Origin of the sequence: Azospirillum tabaci, assembly GCF_014596085.1 — a bacterium.
GTDB classification, from domain to species: Bacteria; Pseudomonadota; Alphaproteobacteria; order Azospirillales; family Azospirillaceae; genus Azospirillum; species Azospirillum tabaci.
Genome location: NZ_JACCJY010000001.1, coordinates 192,023 through 218,070, shown reverse-complemented (window position 1 = coordinate 218,070; position 26,048 = coordinate 192,023). Strand labels below are relative to the sequence as shown.

Here is a 26,048-nt window from a genome sequence, read left to right as displayed (position 1 = left end):
GGGCGTACCCAGGGAACAGGAGCCTGCAAAAAAGTGTTGGTCCGCCACGAAAGCCACCACCTTCCATGCCCCGAAGCATCGTCCCCATGCCCCTGCGCGCCCTGCGATCCAAAGGTTCCCCTCTGCTCTACCGGATGCCGGGGTCGGCGCTGGTCCTGATGGTCTGCGCGGTGGCGCTGCTGCTGACGCTCGGTCTGTCGGCCAGCTTCGCGTTGCGCGACCGCGCGGCGGCCCTGCAGCACGCCCAGGACACCGCCGGCAACGCCAGCCTGCTGGTGGCGGAGCACGCGGCCCGGCTGGTGGAGACCAGCGACCTGATCCTGAAGCAGGCGGTCCAGCTCGCCGGGCCGGCGGGCGCCCCGCTGCCCAGCGACCGGGCGGGCTGGGAACGCTACGCGGCGCTGGTGCGGGGCACGCCTTATCTGGTGTCGATCTGGCTGTTCGACGCCGAAGGGAACCCCGTCCTGACCACCCGCCGCTTTCCCACCCCGGCGATGAACGTCGCCGACCGCGATTACTTCGTGGCCCAGCGGACGGGCGGCAGCGAGGCGGGGGGAAATCTCTTCATCACCGCGCTGGACAACAGCCGCTACAGCCAGGAGCCGCTGATCCTCCTCTCGCGCCCGCTGGCCGCCGCACCGGGTGAGTTCCGCGGCGTGGCCCTGGTCACCGTCTCGCCGCGCTACGTCCGCGACATCTACAAGAGCTTCGACTTCGACTACGCCCGCTCCATCACCCTGCGCCGGGTCGACGGCACGGTGCTGCTGCACGAGACCCAGGGGCCGGACGCCACCGACAGCGCCGCGGCGGAGGCTGCCGGGGAGCCGGAAATCACCGCGTTGCGCCGGGTGGACAGCGTGCCCCTGACCGCTGAGGTGGCCATTCCGGTGAGCAGCGTCATGGAGCGCTGGCACGGGCAGCTCTGGACCTACATCTCCTACGCGCTGGCGGCGCTGGCCGCGGTGTCGGTGATCGGCGGGATGGCCCTTCAGCGCGCGCGTCGGGAGCGGCAGGCGGAGAGCGCGCTCCAGCACGCTTACGACACGCTGGAGGAGCGGGTCCACCAGCGCACGGCGGAGCTGGAGCAGACCAACGCCCAGCTCGAAACGGCGGTGACCGACAAGGAGGTCCTGCTGAAGGAGGTGCAGCACCGGGTGAAGAACAACCTTCAGGTCATTTGCAGCCTGCTGCGCCTTCAGGCCGCCCGCATCGACGAGCCGGCCCGCCGCGCCTTCGACGAAAGCCTGCGCCGCATCCAGTGCATGAGCCTGATGCAGGAGCTGCTCTACCGCTCCGACCAGCCGGCGCGCATCGACTTCGCCGACTATCTGCGCCAGCTCTGCGACGGGCTGGTCCGCTCGACCAACCCGACCGGCGCGCGGCTGACGGTGAACGCCCCCCAGCCCTGGAGCCTGGACGTGGATCAGGCCACCCCGCTCGCCCTGATCGCCAGCGAGCTGGTGTCCAACGCGCTGCTCCACGCCTTCCCCCTCGGCCATCCCGGCACGGTGAGCGTGGAGCTGCTGCCGGAGGGGAGCGAGGGCATGCGAATGGTGGTGCGCGACGACGGCACCGGCCTGCCGCCCGATCCGTCCGCCTCCCAGAACCGCGCGAACGACAAGCGCCAGAGCGGGCTGGGGCTGGTTCTGGTCCGGGCGCTGGCCCAGCAGGCCGGGGCGCAGGTGACCATCGACCGCCAGCCGGACGGCGGACCGGGCACCCGCTTCATCGTGTCGGTGCCCACCCTCTCCAAAGCCCAGACAAAAGCGGCTTGATGAACTGTCAGGGCCGCGGCGGCTCCAGGCGCAGATAGACCATGGCGGCGGCGAGCGCGCTGGCATAGGCGTCCTCCCCGGCGCGCGGCGGCAGGTCGAGATCGCGCAGGATGCTGTCCAGCCTCAGGTCGACCGCGTATTTGCCGGGCGCCTTGGCCTTGCGTCCGTAATAGAGGCTGGACACCTCGATGCGCTGGTTCGGCAGGGCCATGCCCACCATCGGCTGCACCAGCCGGTCCAGAAGCCCCACGGTGAAGTCCAGGTAGTAACCGACCAGCGGCCGGTTGCCGATGAAGGCCAGCAGGCGGGACAGCGCGGGCTCCGCCGGTTCGGTGGGCCAGAAGGAAAGGATCAGGCGCTGGCTTGTCAGGACGCGGCTGCCGCGGATGCGCAGAGCGGCGACGCTGCGCAGATCCGCCGTGGCCGCGTCGAAGGAGGTGGCCTCGCAATGGATCGCCACCCGCTCCCCGCTCTCCTCACCCGACCGCAGCAGGGCGCGGTCAGGATGCTCGCCGAGCAGGCTGACGGTTTCAGCAACGGGGGGTGCGAAGGGGGCGGCAGCCACCGCCCCGTTGGCGACCACGCTGGCAATGGTCTCGGTCGGCATGCCGCCTCCTCTCCCCGCGCGTCCGGCGGGTCAATGGTTCAGGTGGAAGTGGTAGGCGAGCAGTTCCTTGAACTTCTTCACCAACGCCAGACAGTCCTTGAACTGGTCGCGGTCGAGCTTGCCCAGGGACTCCGTGCGGACGAGGTTGTCGGTCTGGGTGCCGGAGACGCTGCCGTCCAGGCCGGCCTTCAGCCGCAGCGTGGACAGGAAGGTGAAGGCATCGGCCAGTTCGCCCGCCACGCCGCGGTCGAGAACGCCCTTGTCGGCGAGCGCCCAGATGCGCTCGGTCGTGTTGGTCTCCGCCATGTGCTTTTCCAGCGCCAGCGCGCGGACGCCGTGGACGATGGGGAAGATGCCGGCCTTCTTGATGTCCACCGCCTCGTTGCGGCGCCGCTCGAACAGGCCGCCGAACAGGCCCGACGGCGTGTCGAAGGCGAGCGCCGGGCGGGCGAAGGCGGTGAAGAACATCTGGTTGTCCTGAAGCCGGCCGAGCAGATAGCCCTTCGCCTCCGCGAGCAGGGAGGCGTCACCGGCCACCGCCGCCGCGTCGTAGAAGATGGCGAGGTTCATCTGCGCCGCCTCGTCGGGCCGGTGAATCCAGTGGAAGAGGGAATCCTTGTACAGCGCCAGCGGGCGCGTCCAATCCGGGTTGGACACCATGATGCGCCCCGGACAGGGCGGGTAGCCGAATTCGACGAGATGGCGGGTGAAGGCGTCGGTCACCTGCGGCAGCGTCGGGCATTCATAGCCGTCGCGCAGGATCAGCCCGTTGTCCTGATCGGTCTTCAGAAGCTGCTCGCCGCGCCCCTCGCTGCCCATCACGATCAGGCAGGAATTGGCCAGCAGGTCCGGCGGCGCCAGCAGCTCGAACAGGCGGCGGAAGATCTTGCGGTTCAGCTCGGTCACGAGGTCGGCGATGAAGGAGACCTTGACGCCCGTGCCGTGCAGCGTGCGGATCAGCCCGACGATGTCCTGGCTGGCCCGGCCGAGATCCTCCGGCGTGGCGGCGCGGTCGACCTTGAGCGCGACGACCTGGGAATGGTTGGACAGGACGGCCAGCAGGTCGGTCTGCTCCAGCAGGCCGACGACCTCGCCCTGCTCGGTGATGACCAGCCGGCGCACCGAATGCTTGGTCATCAGGATCAGCGCGTTGAACAGCAGATCGTCGCGGTCCAGCGCCAGCAGCTCGTAACGGGCGAGCGGCCCAACCGGGCTGTCCACCGGGCGCCCCTCCAGCACCACGAGGTCGCGCAGGTCGGTGCCGGTCAGGATGCCGACGCGCCCGCCGTTCCCAGGGTCCCCGTTCCCGGGACCGCCGTCGCGGACCAACACGCTGCTCGCCTGGTGCCGCTTCATCGCCGCCGCCGCGTCGCGCAAGGACGCCCCGGCCTCGACGAAGACCGGCGGGTGCAGATAGGCCTGCCGGATGCGCGCCATCGTCAGCGCGGCGGTTTCGCGGTTGGACCGCTCGTTGGCCAGCGCGCTCAGCCGGTCCGCGAACTCCTGCTGAATCACCGCGCCGAAGGCGGCGTTCTCGTGCGCCAGCTCGAGAAGGATCGGACGCGGCACCAAGTCGCACAGCGTGTCCTCCGCCGCGACGAAGCTGCGCGCCTGCCCGTCGGAGAACAGCGCCTGGAGGTCGAAGCTGTCGTGGGCGCCATGCACCGCCACCACCTCGCCGCCCCGGCGTTCGTGGACCAGCCCCTGCCGCACCACGAACAGGCAGTCCGCCGGCTCGTCCCGGCTCAGGATCACGCCGTCCCGGGCGTAGACGCCGAGGTCGAGGGCCGCGGAAAGCCGCTGCCGCTGGTCCGGGGTCAGGCGGTCGAAAGGTGGGACGGAGAAATCGAAGGCGTCGGACAAAATCCGCTCCACGAACCGGCGGGTGAATAAAAAAGGCGCCCCAAGACCGCTGTCTTGAGGCGCCTTGAAGATTACACCAGCCCCTTCATCTGCGGAAGGCGGGTGCGACCATTCGCATTAGTGAGCAGAGGCCCCTTCGGCGCCCAGGCCGGTCTGCGACCGGATGTACTGGGCCTTGTAAGCCTCGCGCTCGTCCTGCGCGGCCTTGCTGTTGTCGGTGATCGAGAAGAACCAGATCGCCAGGAACGACAGCGGGATCGTGAAGGCGCCCGGATTGTCGTACGGGAAGATGGCGGCCGGGTTGCCCAGCACCGACTTCCACACGGTCGGGCCCAGGATCAGCAGCGTCACCGAGGAGATCAGGCCGATCCAGCCGCCGAGAACGGCGCCGCGGGTGGTCATACGGCCCCAGAACATCGACATCAGCAGAACCGGGAAGTTCGCCGAGGCCGCGATCACGAAGGCGAGGCCGACCATGAAGGCCACGTTCTGGTTCTCGAAGGCGATGCCGAGGAAGATCGAGACGATGCCGATGACCACCGTGGTGATCTTCGACACGCGGATCTCGTCATGCTCCGACGCGCGGCCACGGGCGATCACCGAGGCGTACAGGTCGTGCGACACGGCCGAGGCGCCGGCCAGCGTCAGGCCCGCGACCACCGCGAGGATGGTGGCGAAGGCCACCGCCGAGATGAAGCCGAAGAACAGGTCGCCGCCCACCGCGTGCGCGGTGTGGATGGCCGCCATGTTGGAGCCGCCGATGATCATCGCCGGGTTGGGCTTGCCGCCCGCCGCCGCCAGCTTGGCCGCGTCGAGGAACGGATAGGCGCCGGTGGCGTCCGGGGCCAGCAGCAGCACGATGGCGCCGAAGCCGATGATGAAGGTCAGGATGTAGAAGTAGCCGATGAAGCCGGTCGCGTAGAACACCGACTTGCGGGCTTCGCGGGCGTCCGACACCGTGAAGAAGCGCATCAGGATGTGGGGCAGGCCGGCGGTGCCGAACATCAGCGCCATGCCCAGCGAGATCGCCGAGATCGGGTCGGTGATGAGGGCGCCCGGCGCCATGATGGCGGTCGCCTTCGGGTGGACCTGCACGGCCGTGGAGAACATCGCCTCCGGGCTGAAGCCGAACTTGGCGAGCACCGCGAAGGCCATGAAGGACGCGCCCGACAGCAGCAGCACCGCCTTGATGATCTGCACCCAGGTGGTGGCGAGCATGCCGCCGAAGGTCACGTAGGCGATCATCAGGACGCCGACGATCACCACCGCCCACAGATAGTCCATGCCGAACAGCAGCTGGATCAGCTTGCCGGCGCCGACCATCTGGGCGATCAGGTAGAAGGTCACCGTGGCGAGCGAGCCGCAGGCGGCCATCGTGCGCATCGGGGTCTGCTGGAAGCGGTAGGAGGCCACGTCGGCGAAGGTGTACTTGCCGAGGTTGCGCAGGCGCTCAGCGACCAGGAACAGGATGATCGGCCAGCCGACCAGCCAGCCCACCGAGAAGATCAGGCCGTCGAAGCCGGAGGTGTAGACGAGGCCGGCGATGCCGAGGAAGGACGCCGCCGACATGTAGTCGCCGGCGATGGCGAGGCCGTTCTGGAAGCCGGTGATGCCGCCGCCGGCGGCGTAGAAGTCCTTCGCCGACTTCGTGCGGCGCGCCGCCCAGTAGGTGATGCCGAGCGTGGCCAGCACGAAGATCAGGAACATGACGATCGCCGAAAAGTTCGTCGCCTGCTTCTGAACCGCGCCTTCGACCGCCGCCGCGTGCACCGACGCGGGGATGAGCGCGCTGGCCGCGACGGCCGCGACGCCCACACGATTGACCAGCGAACGCATCACTTCGACTCCTCCATGATCTGCCGGTTCAGCTCATCGAACTCGCCGTTCGCCCGGTGCACGTAAATGCCGGTCAGGACGAAGGCCGAGATGATGGTGAAGAGGCCGACAGGGATACCCCAGGTGGTCACGCCATTGCCGATCGGGGTACCCAGGAACCCCTTTCCGAAGGCGACCAGCAGGATGAAGCCGAAGTAGATGACGAGCATGGCGATCGAAAGCGTCCACGCGAATGCGCTACGCTTCTGCACCAGCTCCTGAAACTTAGGATTCGCGAGAATCCTCTGAGCGTTTTCTTTCATAGTGCGTCCCCTCGCGAGTGCCGAGCGATTTTTGCAAGGTCATATTAGACACTCGGACCATATGGTCTTTGTAACGAACTATCCCGTCAACAACTTTGATGCAGGCCAACCGCTAAAAAGCGGCTTGACGCAGCCCGCGGCCGTTGTTCCGGAGGCTCGCTCACAAACCCATGGCAGCGAAAGGGCAAGGGATGCACGAAATATCGTGAGGCTTAGGCTTAAGAATTGGTCCGCGGAAGCCAAGGTATGCGACCAAAGGTCACACCTTCCTCCTTCAACTCTTCCGCTTCCTTGTCGGTGGCCTCGCCATAGATCCCGCGCGGATCGGTCTCGCCATAATGGATGCGCCGCGCCTCCTCGGCGAAGCGATCCCCGACGTAATCGCAGTTCGTTTCAACCGTTCGGCGAATTTCCGTCAATTGACGCATGACCTCCGCCGCGAAGCGCTCGCGCAGTTCCGCCGGCACGGGCAAAGTTTCGGGGGTCGGGGAAGCCTTGGGGGCCGCCACGGCGCCACCCGCCGTGGGCGCCGCCTCCGGCGTGCCGCCGTCCCGGGCCGCATCGTCCTTGGCGCGTCCGCCTTTGGCGATGCGCGGGGCCATGGGGGCCTTGGTGATGTGCGTGTCGCCGCAGACCGGGCAGGCGATGGCTTTGGCGGCGGCCTGCGTCTCGTAGGCGTCGCCGTTGCGGAACCAGGCCTCGAACCGGTGGTCGGCCGTGCATTTCAGAACGAAGAGGATCATGTCCCCGTCGGATGCTCCAAGGTGAGAAGACCGGATGGTCATGGTATATGGTCAGGGACCGGTTGCCAGTTCAGCACGACCCCGGCGTCGCGGTCAAACACGCGTCACGACATGAGCGGGAGCATCCATCCCTTGTCCACCCCGTCCTCCGCCGGATCGCCCCACGCCGCGATCAGCCCGCCCTCTCCCTGGGTCGCGCGCTTCGCGCCGCTGGTGCGGGCGGGCGGCCCGGTCCTCGACCTCGCCTGCGGGTCGGGGCGGCATTTGCGGCTGTTCCAGGCGCGCAACCACCCGGTGGCCGGGCTGGACCGCGACCTGCGCGGGGTGGCCGACCTGTCCGGGACGGCGGGGGTGGAGCTGGTGGAGGCCGATCTGGAGAACGGGTCTCCCGTGCCGCTGCTGCGCGACCGCCGCTTCGCCGCGATCGTGGTGACCAACTACCTGCACCGCCCGCTGTTCCCCGCCATCCTCGACGCGCTGGAACCGGGCGGCCTGCTGCTCTACGAGACCTTCGCGCTGGGCAACGCCCGCTTCGGCCGCCCCGCCTCCCCCGCCTTCCTGCTGCGCAATGGCGAGCTTCTGGAGGTCGCGCACGGCCGTCTCCAGGTCATCGCCTACGAGCATGGCGAGGTCGCCTCGCCCAAGGCGGCGGTGGTGCAGCGGCTGTGTGCGGTCAATGACCTGGAGGCCGGGAACGGCCTGGACGGCGACCCGGAGCCCCGCCCCCTGCCGACGTAACGGCCGCTCAGAAGCCGACCCGGTCGAGCGTGAAGGTCCGGTCGTGGGTCAGGGCCGGCACCATGCGACGGGCCTCCTCGACGCGGGCCATGTCCAACTCGGCCAGGACGAAGCCCACCGCCTCCTCCGCGTCGGCCAGCACCTCGCCCCAGGGGGCGACGATCAGGGAATGGCCGTAGGTCAGCCGCCCCTGGTCGTGGCTGCCGGTCTGGGCCGGGGCCAGGACGAAGCAGCCCGTCTCGATGGCGCGGGCGCGCAGCAGCGTGTGCCAGTGCGCCCGTCCGGTCGGCACGGTGAAGGCCGCCGGCACGGTGAGGATCGACGCCCCCGCCTGGGCCAGCGCCCGGTAGAGATAGGCGAAGCGCAGGTCGTAGCAGACGGTCATGCCCACCCCGCCCCAGGGCGTGGCGGCCAGGACCGCGCGGTCGCCGGGCCGGAAGGTCGCGGATTCGCGGTAGCTCTCCCCGCCCTTCAGGTCCACGTCGAACATGTGGAGCTTGTCGTAGTGGGCGACGGTCCGCCCCTCGGCGTCGAACAGATGGCTGCGGTTCGCCACCCGCCCGTCGTCGAGCAGGACGCCCAGCGTCCCGGCGAGCAGCCAGGCCCCGGTCTCCCGCGCCAGATCGGCGAAGAAGGGGATCGCCGGATGCTCGTCCGCCGGCTTCACCCGCTCCAGCACCTTGGCGCGTCCCTGCACGATCATGCTGACATTCTCGGGCAGGGCGATGAAGTCCGCCCCGGCGTCGCGCGCCCGGCGGACCAGATCGCCCGCCGCCTGAAGGTTCGGAAGGATTTCCGTGCCCGCGTTGACCTGGACGCAGGCGGCCTTCAGGACGCCGCTCATCCCCCGATTCCCAGAATCGGATCGAGCTTGCCGGCGCGGTCCAGCGCGTGGATATCGTCGGAGCCGCCGTAGGGCTTCCCGTCGATGAAGATCTGCGGCACGGTCATGCGCCCCTCGGCCCGCTGCACCATCTCCTCGCGGCGGCCCGGATGCATGTAGAGGTCGATCTCCTCATACGCCACCCCCTTGCTGTCGAGCAGACGCTTGGCGCGCGAGCAATAAGGGCAGAAGGGCGTGGTGTAGATGACGACGTCGGCCATGCGTGGGCTCCTTGGCTGTTTTGAACGGTTATAAGATCAACCGCCGCACGGCGTCACCCGTTACGTTTTCATGGCTCACGTTCACGGCTCACGTCTTGACGACGCGCGCCAGGGTCAACGCGTCCACCCGCTCCGCTCCGGCGCGCAGCAGCACCCGCGCGCATTCCGACAGGGTGGCCCCGGTGGTCAGCACGTCGTCCACCAGGACGATGCGCTTGCCGGCCACCCGCGGCTCCAGTCCCGGCCGGACCGCGAAGGCCCCCTTGACGTTCCGCCGCCGCCCCGAGCGGTCCAGCCCGCCCTGCGACGGAGTGGCGCGGCGGCGGACCAGCAGATCGGGAAGCACCGGGCGACCGGCTTGCCGGCCCGCCGCCTGGGCCAGCAGGGCCGCCTGGTTGTAGCGGCGCCGGAACAGCCGCAGGCGGTGCAGCGGCACCGGGGCCAGCAGGTCGGCGTCGGCCAGCAGTTCCGCCCCGGCGCGGGCCAGCCACGCGCCGTAGGCCCCGGCGGCGTGGATGCGGTCACCGTGCTTGAAGCCGAGGACCAGCGGGCGGCTGCCGTCGTCATAGGCCAGGACGGCGCGGGCGCGGGCGAAGACCGGCGGCTCGGCGATGCAGGCGCCGCACAGCGGTTCCCCCTCCAGCGCGAAGTCGAAGGGCGTGCCGCAACAGGCGCAGAGGGGCGGCGCGATGAAGGTCAGTCCGCTCCAGCACGGCGCGCACAGCCCGCCCTGCCGGTCCACCGCCCCGCCGCAGCACAGGCAGCGCGGCGGCAGCAGCGTGTCGAGAATTCCCCCTAAAACCTTGGTCGCCAGCCGCTGCGGAAGGGCCATGGCGGCGCGTCCCTCAGTTCAGACCGGCGATGCGGTCGAAGATGACGAAGGTGTAGTCGCGCAGCGCGATGTAGATCGCCGGCCCGGTGATGAACAGAAGCGCCAGCGTCGCAAAGATCTTCAGATCCTGTTGCAGCGTCGATTCGTTGACGTTGGTCGCCTGCTGGAAGATGGTCATCAGCATGCCGAGCACCGTGGTGACCACCAGGACCGGGGTGGTGATCTTGATGATGACGATCAGCGCCTCATAAGTGGCTCCGATGGCTTCCTCGATGCCCATGGACAAGCTCCCGCGACGTTCGGGGCCGACCATAGCACAGCCCCGCCCTCTCGCCGATGGTTGTAGCCCGCCAGGGCTGGGCTATATTGCGGGCATGACCACGCCCGACAGCATGACCGTCTTCGACCGCGCGCTCGTCCGCCGCCGCCGCGACCGCGCCGTCCCCACATTCGCCGAGCACGCCTTCCTGTTCGAGGAGGTGGCCGAACGCCTCGTCGACCGGCTGGAGGATGTGGCCCGGCCCTTTCCCACCGTGCTCGACCTCGGCGCCCATGACGGGGTGATGGGGCGGACGCTGCGCGGGCGCAAGGGCGTCGAGACGCTGGTCGCCTGCGACCTCTCCCCTGGCTTCGCCCGGCGGGCCGGCCCTCTGGCCGTCGCCGCCGACGAGGAGTTCCTGCCCTTCGTGCCGGAGACCTTCGATCTCGTGGTCAGCAACCTCAGCCTCCACTGGGTCAACGACCTGCCGGGAGCGCTGGTCCAGGTGCGGCAGGCGCTGAAGCCCGACGGCTTCTTCTGCGCGGCCATGCTGGGCGGGGAAACGCTGCTGGAGTTGCGCCGCTGCCTGTACGAGGCGGAGATGGAGGTGGCCGGCGGCGTGTCGCCCCGCGTGTCGCCCTTCGCCGAGATCCGCGACGTCGGCGGGCTGATGCAGCGCGCCGGCTTCGCCCTGCCGGTGGTGGACAGCGACGTCATCACCGTCACCTACAGCGACGCCTTCCGCCTGATGCACGACCTGCGCGGCATGGGCGAGACCAACGCCGTCCTCGCCCGCCGCAAGGTGCCGGCCACCCGCGCCCTGCTGTTCGACGCCGCCCGCCGCTACGCCGAGCGCTACGCCGAGCCGGACGGGCGCATCGAGGCGACCTTCCAGATCCTCTATCTGGCCGGCTGGTCGCCGCACGAGAGCCAGCAGCAGCCGCTCAAGCCCGGTTGTGGGGAGATCCCGCTGGGCGAGGCGCTGAAGGGGTCGGCGGACAGGCTTCAGTGATCCAGAGCGGGAAGGCGTTCACCCGATCATCCGGATCGCCATCCAGCCCAGCACCCCGGCGTTCACCACCATGATGACCGGCGCCGCCCGCGCGACCGCGGAGCGCCACGTGCGCCCCGCCAGATGCCCGGCGAGGCCGACCGCCAGCAGGCTCGGCAGCGTGCCGAGGGCAAAAGCCGCCATGCCCAGCGCCCCGGTCAGCGCGCTGCCGCTGGCCGCGGCCACCGCCACCGCACCGTAAAGAAGACCGCAGGGGATGAAGCCGAGCGCCAGCCCCAGCGCGTAGCCGCGCCAGCCCGTGGGGTTGCCGAACAGCGGCCGGGCCAGCCGGGACACCCGGTCGCCCCACCAGCGCTGCACCGCGCCGTCGAGCCTCGGCACCCAGGCGGTCAGCCCCTTCACCGCATAGCCGAGGAAGAACAGCGCCGCGAAGGCCAGCAGCGCCACCGACAGCCACTTCAGACCCGGCAGCGCCCCGACATGGCCGGCGACCGCCGCCGCCGCCATGCCGATCAGCGTGTAGGTGGTGCCGCGCCCCAGATGGTAGGGCAGCACCGCCGCCCCGGCCAGCCGGTGGAACTCGCTCATCCGCGAGGCCGGGACCTGCTCCAGCCGGGCGGTGACCTGGGCCAGGACGAAGGGGCCGCACATGCCCGCGCAATGGGTCGATCCCCCGACCAGCCCCGCGGTCAGCAGCGCGACCAGCAGCCCGCCGTCGCGGTCGATGACGACGGCGCACTGGTTGAGGCCGGCTTCGAGAAGCGACAGGGCCGAATGGGCGTCCAAGGCGGACCTCCGGTTGGAAGACCGCCCGTGTATAGGGGAAGCCCGCCGCGAAGGCCATGACCTGAGTCAACGGAGCCTGGACGCCCCCTCGCTCACCCCTCGGAGCCCGCCTGCGCCACCTCATGCACCTCCACCGGCTGGGCGGCGTGGCGGTTCATGATCTCCAGCGCCTGCTGCTCCCGCCCGGCGTCGGCCAGATTGACCCACAGCAGGATGCCCCCCTTGTCGAGGTGCTGGAGCATCGGCTCGTTGCGCTTGTCGGTCAGCCAGTTCGACATGACCGAGCCCATTGCCCCGCCGCCCACGCCCGCCGCCGCCGCGGCCGCCGCCGCGGCCAGCGCCGTGCCGCCGGTCGCCAGGACGGCGCCGGTCGCCAGGATCGCCCCGACATAGGCGGGGAACCCGACCGCCACGCCCTTCACGCTGCCGACGTCCTCCGGCGAGACGTAGGACTGGCGCGGCGCGTTGGGATCGTGGGCGATGTCCTCCGCCCGCTGCGGCACATGGCCGAGATGGTCGCGGATGGTCTGGTCGTTGGCGAGCACGCTCAACTCATGGCGCTGGAAGCCGGCGAGGGTCAACTCGTCGACCGCCTTTTGCAGGGCGTCGCGGCTGGCGAAGATGCCCACGGCCTCGCGCACGGCGCCGCGCAGATTGCCGCCGGAGCGGTTCGCGTTCACATCGTTTTCGAAGGTCATGGCGGTCGTCCCCTGTTGCGCTTCCCGGTTGAGCTTCAACCATGGGCGCCGAGCGGAGGTTCCCACCGGGAGAGCAAGCCGCGTCAGGGCTTTCCCGCGGCGGCGGGCGGGGTCACCACGCCCCGCGGCTCCGGCATGGTCCCCAAAAACCACCACAGGCCCAGCGCGATCAGCGCAGCCTTCACCGCCAGGAACAGGGCGATGTGGCGGGCGAGCGGGTTGCGGACCATGGGCGGCTCCATTGCAGCGGGTCTCCGTCGCCAAACCGGGCCAAACTGGATAGTATCCCCGGCCGAAAGACGGATCACACACGGATCGCACAAAAGGACGCGCCATGAAACGGTTGCTGATGCTCAGCCTGCTGGCCCTCGGTCTGACCGCCCCCGTCGCCGCGCCGGCCCTGGCCCAGATCAACCTCCTGGAAGGCCCCTCCATGGTCAAGGCGGTGACGTCCAACGACGCCAGCGCGCTGCGGCTGCTGCTGCTGAAGGGGGAGAACCCAAATCAGGTCGACGCCAGCGGGCGCCCCGTCCTGCTGGTGGCCATCGGCAACGGCCATCCGGAGCTGGTGCGGCTTCTGCTGGACGGCGGGGCCAACCCCAACCGCGCCGACAAGTCCGGCAACACCCCGCTGCACTACGCGGTGGAGGCCGACGCGCCGGAGGCGGTGGACCTTCTGCTGGCCAAGGGCGCCAAGGTCGACCAGGACAACCGCCAGGGCATCACCCCGCTGATGACCGCGGCGCGCTTCGGCCGCGTCGATCTGGTGGAGCGGCTGCTGAAGGCCGGAGCGCAGGCCGACCGCTCCGACTTCACCGGCCGCACGACGCTGAGCTGGGCGCAGGACAGCCGCAACGCCCGCGTGGCGAACATGCTGCGCCAGGCCGGCGCGCGCTGAGGCCGCGATGGGCGACGCCCTGCTCACCTCCGTCCTCGGCGCCGCCCCCCTGAACGGTCCGGGGCCGCTGTTCCTGCTGCTGCTGGCCCTGGCCATCGACGCCGCCGCCGGCGACTGGATCGGACGCGTCCTTCCCGACCCGACGGCGCTGGCGCAACGCGTCTGCGCCTGGGCCGACCGGCGGCTGAACCGGATGGAGCGCGGCAAGACCGCCCGCCTGCTGCGCGGCGCTCTCGTCGTGCTGGCCCTCGTGCTGGCCGCCGTCGCCGTCGGCCTGATCGTCGAGCGGATCGGCGCGCAGAGCCGCGGCTGGCTGCTGGAACTGGCGGTGATCCTCGCCACCCTGCGCGGGCGGAGCGCCTGGGCGCGGGTGCGCGCGGTGCGCCGTGCCCTGGACAAGGGCGGCGTCGCCCCGGCGCGGGACGCCGTCGCTCCCCTCACCCGCCGCCACGCCTTCAGCCTGGACGAGCACGGCATCGCCCGCGCCGCCATCGAAGCCGCTGCCAAGGGCTTCGCCCGCAAGCTGGTGGCCCCGGTCTTCGGCTACGCCCTGCTGGGCGTGCCCGGCCTGCTGGTCTGGGCGGTGGTGGACGGCGCCGACACCGCGCTTGGCCACGCCGGCGTGCGGCACGCGCGCTTCGGCCAGACCGCGGCGCGGCTGGACGACGCGCTGAACGCCATTCCGGCGCGGCTGGCGGCGGTTCTCCTGGCGCTGGCCGCGCCCTTCGCCGGGGCGAGGGCCGGCGGCGCCTTCCGCACGATGATGCGGGACGGCGGCAAGGCGGCCTCCCTCAACATGGGCTGGCCGACCGCCGCGATGGCCGGCGCGCTGGGTCTGGCGCTGGGCGGGCCGCACCGCGACGGCGGCGTGGTCATCACCGAACCCTGGATCGGCGAGGGCCGCGCCCGCGCCACCGCCGCCGACATCGGGCGGGCGCTGGCGGTCTACGCCGTGGCCGGGTTGATCCTGGCGTTGCTGGTGGCGCTGCTGCTGTGGGGGATCGCGGGTCTGTAAAGCGCGGGAGCGGGGGACAAGACGCCGCACGGATTGCACGGACGATTTCACGGAATGCACGGATTTTTATTGATCGTTCCACCGTCCCCTTGGTGCTCCGCGCGAGGGACGCGTGGTTTTTATTAATTATTGTTAATAAAGATTCCGTGAAATCCGTGAAAAATCTTGCCCGCCATGCCCCGACTTGCCCGTGAAAACCACCGGCCCAAGAAAAAAGGCGCGATCCCGAGGGACCGCGCCTTTTTCATGTCAGCGGCGAACCGCTGTTACCACTTGGACGCCCGGTGCGCCGGCTTGCCGCCCTGGGAGTCGCGGCGGGCATGACCGCCGTGCTCGTTGCGGGCATGGTCGCTGCGGCCATGCTCGTTGCGGTTCATCGGACGGCCCTGCGGACGGCCACCCGGGGCGCCGTTCGGCTTGCCGCCCTCGGCACCGCCGTTGGCGTTGCGCACCCACGGCTTCTTGTTGTAGCCGCCGCCGTTGCCGCCACCCGGACGGCCACCCGAACGACCCGCCGGACGACCGCCGCCGCCGGTCTGGAACGGACGCTGCGGCTCCAGGCCCGGAACGACGTGGATGTCGAGGCGGGTGCCGGTGTAACGCTCGATCCGGAACAGGGCGTCGCGGTCGGCGCGGGCGGCGAAGGAGATCGCCACGCCCGAGGCGCCCGCACGGCCCGTGCGGCCGATGCGGTGGACATAGTCCTCCGCCGAGCGCGGCAGGTCGAAGTTGATGACGTGGGTGATGTCGCGCACGTCGATGCCGCGCGCCGCCACGTCGGTCGCCACGAGCAGGCGGACCTGGCCGGTGCGCAGGCGCTGGAGCGTGCGGTTGCGCTTGAACTGGTCCATGTCGCCGTGCAGGGCGGCGGCGGCGTGGCCGGCGTCGCTCAGCTCCTCGGCCAGCGCATCGGCGTCGCGCTTGGTGGCGGCGAAGATGATCGCCTTGCCGACCTCGGGCAGGTCCGCGAAGTGCTTCAGCAGGCGGCGCTTATGGTCCATGTCGTCGGCATGGTGCAGGCGCTGCTCGACGTTCACCGAGGTGGTCGCGCTTTCCACGGCGACGCGCACCGGGTTGCGCAGCAGGTTGCCGGCGAGCTGGGCCATGCGGCGGTCCAGCGTGGCGGTGAACAGCAGCGTCTGGCGGTTGTCCGGGCAGCACTTGGCGATGGTTTCCACATCGTCCAGGAAGCCCATGTCCAGCATGCGGTCCGCCTCGTCCAGGATCAGCACCTCGACGGCGCTGAGGTCGATGCGGTTGCGCGACACGTGGTCGAGCAGGCGGCCCGGCGTGGCGACCATCACGTCCACGGCGCGCGACAGCAGGCGGAGCTGGTCGCGGTAGGGCATGCCGCCGACCACGTCCACGATGTTGTACTTCATGAACTTGGCGTACTTGCGCGCCGCGTCGGTGACCTGCTTGGCCAGCTCGCGGGTCGGGGCCAGCACCAGCACGCGCGGGGCGGCGACGCCGAGGCGCGGCAGCTCGACGGTGCGGGTCAGGGCCGGCAGCATGAAGGCGGCGGTCTTGCCGGTGCCCGTCTCGGCGGTCGCCAGGATGTCGCGGCCTTCCAGGGCCGGCGGGATCGCCTCGGCCTGGACCGGGGTCGGGGTGTTGTATTCGAACGCCTCAAGCGCCTTCACGACGAGCGGGTGGACGCCCAGCCCGGCGAAAGCGTTGGGGGTGACGGTTTCAGTGGTGTCGGTCACGGTTTCGTCGGCGACGGCGGTCTCGGTGACAGAGGCCTCGGTGGCAACGGTCTCGACAACGAGGGCGTCGGCGGCGGTGATTTCGATGGACGACAAGTAGGGTAACCTTTCCTCAGGACCAAGACGGCGCACGGCCGCCGCACCAGGATGGTGAGCGGTGGAACGCCGGCGTTTTCGCCGGGAGGAGGTCGGAAGAGGGAGAGGCGTCTGTCCGAAGCAACGGGCGACCGGGTCCCAAGGAAGGCCGTCCCGCAATATCAAAGCGCGTCTCGCTCAAGAGACGCGCGAGCCTCCAGCGATCAAGACGCCTTACATAATGGGTTGCGCTGCACAATCCAAGAAGATTCTTTCACGCCCCCGGTCGAGTTGTGTCCCCCGGGGCGGGTGCCTGCCGTGCGCGCAGCGCATCCCGGATCTCCTCCAGCAGCACCTCCTGGCGGGGCGGCGCCTTCGGCTTGGAATCGTTCAGGAAATGCAGGCGGTTGACCTGACGCACGATGAGGAACAGCGCCCCCGCCACGATGAAGAAGTTGATCAGGGCATTGATGAAGCGCCCGTAGTTGATGGTCGCCGCCCCCGCCGCCTCCGCCGCGGCGAGGCTCTCGTAATGGCCGCCGGACAGGTTCAGGAAGTAGTTGGAGAAGTCGATCCCGCCCATGACCCAGCCGATGGGCGGCATCAGCATGTCCTTAACCAGCGAGTTGACGATGCCGGTGAAGGCCGCGCCGATGATGATGCCGACGGCCAGTTCCACGACGTTGCCGCGGCTGATGAAGGTCTTGAATTCCTGCAACATGGCTGCGCTCCCGCTTGTCGATCGGAAGAACGCCACAGCCCAGCCGAAGTTTCCAGGGCCGCAAAAGGAAAGGGGCCGGACCCTGCGGCCCGGCCCCTTCCGGAACGTCCCGGACGGCGTTCTTCGCGGCGGCGCTTACCCGACCTTGCCGTGGCAGTGCTTGTACTTCTGGCCCGAGCCGCAGGGGCAGGGCGCGTTGCGCGGCGTGTTCGCCCAGGCGTTGGGGTCGGCCCCCGGCACCACCGAGGCGGCGGCCTCGCGACGGACCATGCCGGCGGGCAGAGGCGCGTCGGCGGGCGGGTAGCCCTGAGCGGCCCCGGCTCCGGCCTCGGCCATCGCCAGCGCCGGATCGTCGCGGCCCTCGTGCATCTCCTGCGGCGGACGGGCGTACAGCTCCTCCGGCTGCGGGGCGATGCGGATCTCGACATGCATCAGCACGGCGGTCACCTGCTCGCGCAGGGTCGACAGCATGGTCTCGAACAGCTCGAAGGCTTCCCGCTTGTACTCGTTCAGCGGGTCCTTCTGAGCGTAGGCACGCAGGGAAATGCCCTGGCGGAGATGGTCGAGCTGGAGCAGGTGATCCTTCCATTCCTGGTCGAGGATCTGCAGCAGCAGGCTCTTCTCCACGTGGCGCATCGTTTCGGCGCCGTAGGTCTCCACCTTGTCCGCGTATTTGCGGTCGGCGGCCTCGCGGACGCGCTCCTCGATCTCCGGCTCGGCGATGCCCTCTTCCTTGGCCCAGTCGGCGACCGGCAGGTCCATGCCCAGGAGGCGGTTCACCTCCTCGTGCAGGCCGGCGATGTCCCAGGCCTCGGAGTAGGAGTTCGGCGGGATCGCCTTATTGACCATGTTGGAGACGACCTGATGGCGCATCTCCAGGACGGTCTCGGCGATGTCCTCCGTGTCCATGATCTCGCGGCGCTGCTCATAGACGACCTTGCGCTGGTCGTTCATGACGTTGTCGAACTTGAGCAGGTTCTTGCGGACCTCGAAATGGTGGGCCTCGACCTTGGTCTGGGCCTTCTCCAGCGCCTTGTTGATCCAGGGGTGGATGATCGCCTCCCCCTCCTTCAGGCCCAGACGCTGGAGCATGCCGTCCATGCGCTCCGACCCGAAGATGCGCATCAGGTCGTCGTCCAGCGACAGGAAGAACTTGGAGGCACCCGGATCGCCCTGGCGGCCCGAACGGCCGCGCAGCTGGTTGTCGATGCGGCGGCTCTCGTGCCGCTCCGTGCCGACGACGTAGAGGCCGCCGGCCTGCTTGACCAGCTCGCGCGCCTCGGCCACCTCGGCCTCGATCTGCTTGATCTTGGCGTCGCGCTCCGGCCCGTCCGGCAGGTTGGCCAGCTCCATCTGGATGCGCATCTCGACGTTGCCGCCGAGCTGGATGTCGGTGCCGCGGCCCGCCATGTTGGTGGCGACCGTGACGGCGCCCGGACGCCCGGCCTGCGCGACGATGTAGGCTTCCTGCTCGTGGTGGCGGGCGTTCAGCACGTTGTGCGGGATGCCGCGCTTCTTCAGCAGCTCGGAGATCAGCTCGGACTTCTCGATGGAGGTGGTGCCGACCAGCACCGGCTGCTGGCGCTTGCGGGCATCCTCGATCAGGTCGATGATCGCGTCGTACTTCTCCGACGCCTTGCGGTAGACCTCGTCGTCCATGTCCTTGCGCTGGACCGGCACGTTGGTCGGCATGTCCACGACCTCAAGGCCGTAGATCTCCGCGAACTCCGCCGCCTCGGTCATCGCCGTGCCGGTCATGCCGGCCAGCTTCGGGTAGATGCGGAAGTAGTTCTGGAAGGTGATGGAGGCGAGCGTCTGGTTCTCGCGCTGGATCGTCACCTTCTCCTTGGCCTCCAGTGCCTGGTGCAGGCCTTCCGAATAGCGGCGGCCCTCCATCATGCGGCCGGTGAACTCGTCGATGATGATGACCTTGTCATCCTTGACGATGTAGTCCTTGTCGCGCTGGAACAGCGTGTAGGCGCGCAGCGCCTGCTGGGCGTGGTGGACCAGCGCCACGTTCTGGATGTCGTAGAGCCCGCCCGACTTCAGCAGCCCGGCCTCGGACAGAAGCTGCTCCATATGCTCCTGCCCGGCCTCGGACAGGCTGACCGTGCGGTTCTTCTCGTCCATCTCATAGTCGTCCCGCGTCAGCTGCGGGATCAGGCGATCCACCTGCACGTACATCTCCGACGAATCGGTGGACGGGCCGGAGATGATCAGCGGGGTGCGCGCCTCGTCGATCAGGATCGAGTCGACCTCGTCCACGATGGCGAAGTTGAAGGGCCGCTGGACCATGTCCTCCAGCCGGAACTTCATGTTGTCGCGCAGATAGTCGAAGCCGAATTCGTTGTTCGTGCCGTAGGTGATGTCGGCGGCGTAGGCGGCGCGGCGCTCATCGTCGTCCAGCCCGTGCACGATGCAGCCGGTGGTCAGGCCGAGGAAGCCGTAGATCCGCCCCATCCAGGCGCTGTCGCGCGAGGCCAGATAGTCGTTCACGGTGACGACGTGGACGCCCTTGCCTTCCAGCGCGTTCAGATAGACGGCCAGCGTGGCGACCAGCGTCTTGCCTTCGCCGGTGCGCATCTCGGTGATCTTGCCCTGGTGCAGGACCATGCCGCCCATCAGCTGCACGTCGTAGTGCCGCTGCCCCAGCACGCGCTTGCCCGCTTCGCGCACGGTGGCGAAGGCGTCGGGCAGGATGGCGTCGAGCGTCTCGCCCTGCGACAGCCGGCCGCGCAGCCAGTCGGTGCGGGCGCGCAGCGCGTCGTCGGAGAGCGCCGCCAACTCGGGCTCCAGCGCGTTGATCTGCTGGACGGATTTTTGCAGCGCCTTGACGGTGCGCGTGTTGGCGGTGCCGAAAATCTTGCGGGCGAGAGCACCGAACATGAAAACCTCGGGGGTGGAACGTCGTGAAGCCGGCTTTTTGACCGGTCTCACATAGGCCCGAAGCAAGTTTCTGTCAACGAGACCCGCCCCTTTGCCCGGCCCTTTGCGGCGTGCATCGCGGGGGTGCCGGCCCTGCCGGGGATGTGGATCGGCGTGTAGCGCGCCCTGGAAGCACCACCGTTCCGCCGCCATATCGCCTTGAACACGGTCGAAGCAAGACGCCGAAGCAAGGCGTCACGGCCGCGCATCACGACCGCTTGCCCCGCGCCGCGAACCCATGCTTAATCCCCCGCGGATTCGGGCGCGGGGCCGGATCGTCCGCACAGCCACCGCCAATCAACGGCCGCCGCCAATCATAAGACGTTCTGTCATGCCATTGACCGTGACAAGACACATCCGCCGGAAGGAAAAGACTCCATGGTGAATCGAGTGTTCCGCGCCGCCCTGCTGTCGATGGCCGCCTGCGGCCTCGCGCTGGCCGCCCACGCCCAGACTCCGGCGCCGACTCCGGCTCCCGCGGCCACGCCCGCTCCCGCCGCGCAGGCCGCCCCGGCCCCAGCGGACGCCGATCCGGTGGTGGCGCGCGTCAACGGCGAGGCGGTCCACCGCTCCGACGTCCAGCGCATGGTCGCCCAGCTTCCGCCGCAGGTGCAGCAGATGCCGCTGGAGATGATCTACCCGGCGGTGATCGAGCAGCTCGTGAACTCCAAGCTGGTGGCCGAGGCCGGCTACAAGGCCAACCTCGCCGGCACGCCGGAGGTCAAGGACGAGATCAAGCGCGCCGAGGAGCGCGCGGTGCAGCGCGCCTACATCCAGAAGGAAGTGCAGTCGCGCATCACCCCGGCCAAGCTGGACGAGGCCTATCAGGCCTTCCTGAAGCAGAACCCGGCCCAGGAAGAGGTGAAGGCGAGCCACATCCTCGTCGAGAAGGAGGACGAGGCCAAGGCGATCATCGCCCAGCTCAAGAAGGGCGGCGACTTCGCCAAGCTCGCCAAGGAGAAGTCGAAGGACCCGGTGGCCGCCGAGCAGGGCGGCGACCTCGGCTACTTCACCAAGGACACGATGGTCGAGCCCTTCGCCGACGCCGCCTTCGCCATGAAGAAGGGCGAGGTGAGCAAGGAGCCGGTGAAGACGCAGTTCGGCTGGCACATCATCAAGGTCGAGGACAAGCGCACCCAGCCGCAGCCGTCCCTGGACGAGGTCAAGCCGCAGCTCGAGCAGCAGCTCAGCAAGGACATCGTGACCAACGTCGTCGACGATCTGCGCAAGGTCGCCAAGGTCGAGACCTTCCAGCTCGACGGCTCGCCGATGCCGAAGGAAGAGCCGGCCCCGGCCGCGCCCAAGGCCGAAGAGCCGAAGAAGAACTAAGGCCCGGCACCGGTTGCCCCCACCCCGGCCCTCCCCCGCTGACGCAGGGGAGGGAGTTTGGTCCCCTCCCCTGCGAAGCGGGGGAGGGTAAGGGAGGGGGCAAGCACCTGACACCCCCGACACCCCCCGCTCCACCAGAACCGCGAGCCCGTCCCCATGGCCACGACCGTCTCCCCCTTGGCACCCGCCGGCTTCCCGACGCTCCCGCCCGTGGCGGGCGTGCGCATCGCCACCGCCAACAGCGGCATCCGATACAAGGGCCGCGACGACCTGATGCTGGCCGTGCTCGACGAGGGCACGACGGTGGCCGGCGTGCTGACCAAGTCGCTGACCTGCTCCGCCCCGGTGATCTGGTGCCGCGACAGCCTGCCCCGCGGCTCGGCCCGCGCGGTCGTGGTCAACGCCGGCAACGCCAACGCCTTCACCGGCAAGGCCGGCGACGCCACCGTCCAGGCGACCGTCGAGGCCGCGGCGACGATCGCCGGCTGCGCCACCGACGAGGTCTATGTCGCCTCCACCGGCGTGATTGGCATCCCGCTGGCCGCCGACGCCATCGCCAAGGTCCTGCCGGGCATGGTCCCGGCGCTGAAGGACGACTCGGCGGCGCTGGAAGCCGGTGCGCGGGCCATCATGACCACCGACACCTTCGCCAAGGGCTCGACCCGTCAGGTCGCCATCGGCGGGACGACGGTGACGATCAGCGGCTTCGCCAAGGGCTCCGGCATGATCGCCCCGGACATGGCGACCATGCTGGGCTTCATCTTCACCGACGCGGCCATCGCCGCCCCGGCGCTGCAGTCCATGCTGTCGGAGTTCACCGAACGCAGCTTCAACGCCATCACGGTGGACGGCGACACCTCGACCAGCGACACGCTGCTTCTGTTCGCCACCGGCAAGGCCGGCAACGCCCCGGTGACCGACGCCCAGGCGCCGGAGCTGGCCGCGTTCCGCAAGGCGCTGGAAGAGGTGATGCTCGACCTCGCACTGCAGATCGTGCGCGACGGCGAGGGGGCGACCAAGTTCGTCTCCATCACGCTGGTCGGCGCCGAGAGCGACGCCGCCGCCAAGCGCATCGCCCTGACCGTCGCCAACTCCCCGCTGGTCAAGACCGCGCTCGCAGGCGAGGACGCCAACTGGGGCCGCATCGTCGCCGCCATCGGACGGGCCGGCGAGCGGGCCGACCGCGACCTCATCAAGATCACCATCGGCGGCACGCTGATCTGCGCCGAAGGCATGGAAGTTCCGGGCTACGACGAGGCGCCGGTCGCCGCCCACATGAAGGGCCAGGAGATCGACGTGCACATCGACCTGGGCATCGGCACCGGCAAGTCCCGCGTCTGGACCTGCGACCTGACCCACGGCTACATCGACATCAACGGCTCCTACCGCAGCTGAGACCGGAGCCGAGACCGACCCTGACGTCATGACCGGCGCGCCCCTGCCCGACCGCCTCGACACGGCGCGGCTGACGCTCCGCCCCTTCCGCATGGAGGATGTGGAGCGTTTCGTGCCGCTGATCGGGGACTGGGAGGTGGCGCGCTGGCTTGCCCGCGTTCCCCATCCCTACGGCCCGGAGGACGGGCGCGCCTGGGTCGCCCTGGCCGCCCGCAACCGGGCGGAGCGTGTGTCGCTCGACCTGCTTGCGGTCCTTATTAAGGACGATGGGCGACCGGTGGGCGGCATCGGGGTGATCCTGGCGGACGGCGAGGTCGGCTATTGGCTGGGCCGGCCGCATCAGGGCATCGGCTATGGCACGGAGATGCTGCGGGCCGTCGTTCCCGCCGCCTTCGCGCTGGGCCTGCCCCGCCTGTGGGCGCGGATCGCCCCGGACAACCACCGCTCCCGCCGCGTGCTGGAGACGGTCGGCTTCACGCCGCAGGGCGCCGCCGACCATTACGAACTGACCGCCGGACGCTGGCGGTTTCTCACCCAGGAGACCGCGTGATGCCGGCCTGCTTCGACCCTTCCTCCACCCCGGTCCCCGGTTCCCTGCCGACCCTGCTGGTCGTCGCGGTGGCCCTGGTGGACGCCGACGGCCGTGTCCTGCTGGCCCAGCGCCCGCCCGGCAAGTCGCTGGCCGGGCTGTGGGAGTTTCCCGGCGGCAAGGTCGACGCAGGCGAGACGCCGGAGGCCGCGCTGGTCCGCGAACTGAAGGAGGAACTGGGCATCGACACCGCGGCGAGTTGCCTTGCCCCCTTCACCTTCGCCTCGCACAGCTACGAAAAATTCCACCTGCTGATGCCGCTGTTCGTCTGCCGCGTCTGGGAAGGCGACGTGATGGCGCGGGAGGGGCAAAAGCTCGCCTGGGTCTACCCGAACCGCATGGGCGACTACCCCATGCCCCCCGCCGACGTGCCGCTGGTGGCGATGCTGCGCGACCTGTTGTAACCGGTTGGGGATTTGCAACGCGGGGGAATTGCGCTACCTTGTCGGGAGTGGCCGGCAGGTGCTGTGAACACCCATCGGCACGCTCCTAGTGCCTAGCCAACGGTGATGCGGATTTCGATCCGCCATCGCCGCCACTGGAGCACCAGGAAAAAGGGCATTTTTGACATGCCTCTTTCTCCTTTCGAAACGGCGGGTGGCCTATTCCACCCGCCGCTTTCACCTTACACGCGACCGGATGCAGTCGCGCCACCGTTTTCCCGCGTCACGCGATGCGCCACCCTTGTCCCCACGCTCTTTCCGGATTGCGACTTCACGAATCGGGTGATCTGTGCCACATCATAGCCGTCGCGTTCGGGATCGCATCCCGGCCACCAGATTTTGACCCGAACACCAGATTCTGAATCGTCCAGAGACGGACCCGCATCTGAACCGCATCGGCGTGGACTCGCTCTTCAATCTCAAGGCCCCTCCGTCGGAGCCGGCCCAGAACCCTGACGGCAACCCCGCCCTGGAGGTTCTGCGGTCGGTCTTCGGCTATTCCGCCTTCCGCGGGCAGCAGGCCGACATCATCGCCCACGTCATCCGTGGCGGCGACGCGCTCGTCCTCATGCCCACGGGCGGCGGCAAGTCGCTGTGCTATCAGGTGCCGGCGCTGGTGCGCGACGGCGTGACGGTGGTCGTCTCCCCGCTGATCGCGCTGATGCGGGACCAGGTGACGGCGCTCCGCGAGTTGGGCGTGCGGGCGGCCTTCCTCAACTCCTCCCTGGACGCCGCCGAGGCGCGCGAGGTGGAGCGGGCCATGGTCCGCGGCGAGATCGACCTCGTCTATGTGGCGCCGGAGCGTCTGGTCACCCCGCGCTTCCTCGACCTGCTGGACCGCACCAAACTCGCCCTGTTCGCGCTGGACGAGGCGCATTGCGTCAGCCAGTGGGGTCATGATTTCCGGCCCGAGTATCTCCAGCTCTCCGTCCTGCACGAGCGGCACCCGACCGTGCCGCGCATCGCGCTGACCGCCACGGCGGACGCGCAGACCCGCGCGGAGATCAAGGACAAGCTGGGCCTGACCGAGGCCCGCGTCTTCCTGTCCAGCTTCGACCGGCCCAACATCACCTACCGCGTCGTCCCGAAAAAAAGCGAGCGCCAGCAGATGCTGGCCTTCCTGCGGGAGAACCACCCCGAGGACGCCGGCATCATCTATTGCATGTCGCGGGCGAAGGTGGAGGACACCGCCAACTGGCTGAATCAGCAGGGGCGGGAGGCGCTTCCCTACCACGCCGGGCTGCCGTCGGAGGTGCGGGAGGCGAACCAGGACCTGTTCATCAAGGGCGAGGGCATCGTCATGGTGGCGACGGTGGCCTTCGGCATGGGCATCGACAAGCCGAACGTGCGCTTCGTCTGCCATCTCGACCCGCCCAAGAGCCTGGAGGCCTATTACCAGGAGACCGGCCGCGCCGGGCGCGACGGCCTGCCCGCCGACGCCTGGATGAGCTACGGCATGGCCGACGTGGTGGGCCTGCGCCAGATGCTGGAGCAGTCGGAGGCCGGCGATTCCCACCGCCGCGTCGAGCGCTCCAAGCTGGAGGCGCTGCTCGGCTTCTGCGAGACCTCGGCCTGCCGGCGCAAGGTGCTGCTGAACTATTTCGGCGAGACGCTGGAGGCGCCCTGCGGCAATTGCGACACCTGCCTGGAGCCGGTGGAGACCTGGGACGGCACCGTCGCCGCGCAGAAGGCCCTGTCGGCGGTCTACCGCACCGGCCAGCGCTACGGCGCCGGGCATCTGATCGACGTGCTGCTGGGCAATTCCACGGAGAAGGTGGCGCAGCAGGCCCACGACGCGCTGAAGACCTTCGGCTGCGGCAAGGAGCTGTCCAAGGCGGAATGGCAGTCGGTCTACCGCCAACTCGTCGCCGCCGGCTACCTGACGGTCGATCTGGAGGGCTATGGCGGCTTCCGGCTGACCGACGCGGGCATCCCGGTCATCAAGGGCCAGCAGACGGTGAAGCTGCGCAAGGACCCGGTCGTCGAGAAGCGCCGCGGCGTCCACGACGCGCTGCGCCGCCACGTCTCCCGCGGCGGCTCCGCTCCTTCCGGCGGCTTGGCCGGCGGCCTGTCCGGCGAGGGCGTGTCGCGGGCCGGCGCGCGCGGCGCCCTGTCGCCCGCCGACGACGCGCTGTGGCACGCGCTGAAGGACTGCCGCACGGAACTCGCCCGCGCGCAGGGGGTGCCGCCCTACGTGATCTTCCACGACAGCACGTTGCTGGAGATGGTCGCGACGCGCCCGATGGACCGCGCCGCCTTCGCCCGCCTGCCCGGCGTCGGCGCCCGCAAACTGGAGCGTTATGCCGACCCCTTTTTGGACGTCATCCGCCAGAAAGGATAATTTTATCCATCTCCCAAAAAAGCGCTTGCGCCGGTCCGCCCCCCCGGTTAATT

At 69.3% G+C, this 26,048-nt stretch carries 25 protein-coding genes; 10 read left to right on the top strand and 15 right to left on the bottom strand.

Going from position 1 to position 26,048, the window contains the following annotated elements; all coding sequences use genetic code 11:
• Nucleotides 1-86 precede the first annotated feature (86 nt).
• On the top strand, nt 87-1,775 hold the full coding sequence (locus tag H0B54_RS01045) for a sensor histidine kinase (RefSeq protein WP_188258899.1): 1,689 nt from the start codon (nt 87-89) through the stop codon (nt 1,773-1,775).
• Between the two features lie 7 nt (nt 1,776-1,782).
• Here the strand turns inward: H0B54_RS01045 and H0B54_RS01040 are convergent, their stop codons facing one another.
• From H0B54_RS01040 to H0B54_RS01020, 5 genes are all read right to left on the bottom strand, one after another.
• A complete protein-coding gene (locus H0B54_RS01040) occupies nt 1,783-2,382 on the bottom strand; it encodes a 3'-5' exonuclease family protein (protein ID WP_246472196.1) in 600 nt (199 codons plus the stop codon).
• Between the two features lie 30 nt (nt 2,383-2,412).
• Nucleotides 2,413-4,245: a putative nucleotidyltransferase substrate binding domain-containing protein gene (locus H0B54_RS01035; protein ID WP_211109101.1), complete on the bottom strand. Its 1,833-nt coding sequence runs from the start codon at nt 4,243-4,245 to the stop codon at nt 2,413-2,415.
• A 117-nt stretch (nt 4,246-4,362) separates the two neighbouring features.
• The gene (locus H0B54_RS01030) at nt 4,363-6,081 is read right to left on the bottom strand and encodes a cation acetate symporter (protein ID WP_188258897.1); all 1,719 of its coding nucleotides are present in this window, start codon (nt 6,079-6,081) and stop codon (nt 4,363-4,365) included.
• Nucleotides 6,081-6,383: a DUF485 domain-containing protein gene (locus H0B54_RS01025; RefSeq protein WP_094301634.1), complete on the bottom strand. Its 303-nt coding sequence runs from the start codon at nt 6,381-6,383 to the stop codon at nt 6,081-6,083. Before H0B54_RS01025 ends, H0B54_RS01030 begins: the two co-directional genes overlap by 1 nt.
• A gap of 218 nt (nt 6,384-6,601) precedes the next feature.
• Complete coding sequence (locus H0B54_RS01020; RefSeq protein ID WP_188258896.1) at nt 6,602-7,126, bottom strand: DUF1178 family protein; 525 nt, start codon at nt 7,124-7,126, stop codon at nt 6,602-6,604.
• A gap of 111 nt (nt 7,127-7,237) precedes the next feature.
• Here H0B54_RS01020 and H0B54_RS01015 point away from each other — a divergent pair, with 111 nt between their 5' ends.
• Nucleotides 7,238-7,864 (top strand): class I SAM-dependent methyltransferase, encoded by a 627-nt coding sequence (locus tag H0B54_RS01015; protein ID WP_188258895.1) that lies wholly within the window; start codon nt 7,238-7,240, stop codon nt 7,862-7,864.
• A gap of 7 nt (nt 7,865-7,871) precedes the next feature.
• Here H0B54_RS01015 and H0B54_RS01010 read toward each other — a convergent pair whose 3' ends face one another.
• The 4 genes from H0B54_RS01010 to H0B54_RS00995 all read right to left on the bottom strand — a co-directional run bounded on the left by H0B54_RS01010 (nt 7,872) and on the right by H0B54_RS00995 (nt 10,080).
• Nucleotides 7,872-8,708, bottom strand: coding sequence for a carbon-nitrogen hydrolase family protein (locus H0B54_RS01010; RefSeq protein ID WP_188258894.1), 837 nt, complete (start codon nt 8,706-8,708; stop codon nt 7,872-7,874).
• Nucleotides 8,705-8,968, bottom strand: a complete 264-nt coding sequence (grxC, locus tag H0B54_RS01005) for a glutaredoxin 3 (protein WP_188258893.1) — start codon at nt 8,966-8,968, stop codon at nt 8,705-8,707. Before grxC ends, H0B54_RS01010 begins: the two co-directional genes overlap by 4 nt.
• A gap of 88 nt (nt 8,969-9,056) precedes the next feature.
• Entirely contained in the window at nt 9,057-9,800 is a 744-nt protein-coding gene (locus H0B54_RS01000; protein WP_188258892.1) for a ComF family protein, read from the bottom strand.
• Nucleotides 9,801-9,813: 13 nt separating this feature from the next.
• Nucleotides 9,814-10,080 carry a flagellar biosynthetic protein FliQ gene (locus H0B54_RS00995; protein WP_094301628.1) on the bottom strand — a complete coding sequence of 89 codons (267 nt, stop codon included), beginning with the start codon at nt 10,078-10,080 and terminating at the stop codon, nt 9,814-9,816.
• Nucleotides 10,081-10,174: 94 nt separating this feature from the next.
• Between H0B54_RS00995 and H0B54_RS00990 the strand changes: the two genes are divergently transcribed.
• Nucleotides 10,175-11,071, top strand: coding sequence for a methyltransferase domain-containing protein (locus tag H0B54_RS00990; RefSeq protein ID WP_188258891.1), 897 nt, complete (start codon nt 10,175-10,177; stop codon nt 11,069-11,071).
• A gap of 18 nt (nt 11,072-11,089) precedes the next feature.
• Here the strand turns inward: H0B54_RS00990 and H0B54_RS00985 are convergent, their stop codons facing one another.
• From H0B54_RS00985 to H0B54_RS00975, 3 genes are all read right to left on the bottom strand, one after another.
• Nucleotides 11,090-11,857 (bottom strand): sulfite exporter TauE/SafE family protein, encoded by a 768-nt coding sequence (locus H0B54_RS00985; protein WP_188258890.1) that lies wholly within the window; start codon nt 11,855-11,857, stop codon nt 11,090-11,092.
• Between the two features lie 92 nt (nt 11,858-11,949).
• On the bottom strand, nt 11,950-12,555 hold the full coding sequence (locus H0B54_RS00980; protein ID WP_188258889.1) for a general stress protein: 606 nt from the start codon (nt 12,553-12,555) through the stop codon (nt 11,950-11,952).
• Between the two features lie 83 nt (nt 12,556-12,638).
• Entirely contained in the window at nt 12,639-12,785 is a 147-nt protein-coding gene (locus tag H0B54_RS00975) for a hypothetical protein (RefSeq protein ID WP_172428305.1), read from the bottom strand.
• A gap of 104 nt (nt 12,786-12,889) precedes the next feature.
• On the opposite strand from H0B54_RS00975, the gene H0B54_RS00970 reads away from it, so the two are divergent.
• Together H0B54_RS00970 and H0B54_RS00965 are read left to right on the top strand one after the other, a co-directional pair.
• Nucleotides 12,890-13,453: an ankyrin repeat domain-containing protein gene (locus H0B54_RS00970; protein ID WP_188258888.1), complete on the top strand. Its 564-nt coding sequence runs from the start codon at nt 12,890-12,892 to the stop codon at nt 13,451-13,453.
• A gap of 7 nt (nt 13,454-13,460) precedes the next feature.
• Complete coding sequence (locus H0B54_RS00965) at nt 13,461-14,468, top strand: cobalamin biosynthesis protein (RefSeq protein WP_188258887.1); 1,008 nt, start codon at nt 13,461-13,463, stop codon at nt 14,466-14,468.
• Nucleotides 14,469-14,734: 266 nt separating this feature from the next.
• On the opposite strand, the gene H0B54_RS00960 is transcribed toward H0B54_RS00965, so the two are convergent.
• The 3 genes from H0B54_RS00960 to secA form a co-directional block, all read right to left on the bottom strand.
• Nucleotides 14,735-16,273, bottom strand: a complete 1,539-nt coding sequence (locus H0B54_RS00960) for a DEAD/DEAH box helicase (protein ID WP_246472194.1) — start codon at nt 16,271-16,273, stop codon at nt 14,735-14,737.
• A gap of 253 nt (nt 16,274-16,526) precedes the next feature.
• Nucleotides 16,527-16,973, bottom strand: a complete 447-nt coding sequence (gene mscL / locus H0B54_RS00955) for a large conductance mechanosensitive channel protein MscL (RefSeq protein WP_188258886.1) — start codon at nt 16,971-16,973, stop codon at nt 16,527-16,529.
• Between the two features lie 135 nt (nt 16,974-17,108).
• Nucleotides 17,109-19,859: a preprotein translocase subunit SecA gene (gene secA, locus H0B54_RS00950; protein ID WP_188258885.1), complete on the bottom strand. Its 2,751-nt coding sequence runs from the start codon at nt 19,857-19,859 to the stop codon at nt 17,109-17,111.
• Nucleotides 19,860-20,276: 417 nt separating this feature from the next.
• Here secA and H0B54_RS00945 point away from each other — a divergent pair, with 417 nt between their 5' ends.
• The 5 genes from H0B54_RS00945 to recQ all read left to right on the top strand — a co-directional run bounded on the left by H0B54_RS00945 (nt 20,277) and on the right by recQ (nt 25,995).
• Nucleotides 20,277-21,227, top strand: a complete 951-nt coding sequence (locus H0B54_RS00945; protein ID WP_188258884.1) for a peptidylprolyl isomerase — start codon at nt 20,277-20,279, stop codon at nt 21,225-21,227.
• Nucleotides 21,228-21,383: 156 nt separating this feature from the next.
• Entirely contained in the window at nt 21,384-22,622 is a 1,239-nt protein-coding gene (argJ, locus tag H0B54_RS00940; protein WP_188258883.1) for a bifunctional glutamate N-acetyltransferase/amino-acid acetyltransferase ArgJ, read from the top strand.
• Between the two features lie 28 nt (nt 22,623-22,650).
• Entirely contained in the window at nt 22,651-23,172 is a 522-nt protein-coding gene (locus H0B54_RS00935) for a GNAT family N-acetyltransferase (RefSeq protein ID WP_188258882.1), read from the top strand.
• On the top strand, nt 23,172-23,615 hold the full coding sequence (locus H0B54_RS00930; protein ID WP_188258881.1) for a (deoxy)nucleoside triphosphate pyrophosphohydrolase: 444 nt from the start codon (nt 23,172-23,174) through the stop codon (nt 23,613-23,615). The genes H0B54_RS00935 and H0B54_RS00930 overlap by 1 nt, the downstream gene beginning before the upstream one ends.
• A 439-nt stretch (nt 23,616-24,054) precedes the next feature.
• The gene (gene recQ / locus H0B54_RS00925) at nt 24,055-25,995 is read left to right on the top strand and encodes a DNA helicase RecQ (RefSeq protein ID WP_188258880.1); all 1,941 of its coding nucleotides are present in this window, start codon (nt 24,055-24,057) and stop codon (nt 25,993-25,995) included.
• Nucleotides 25,996-26,048 lie beyond the last annotated feature (53 nt).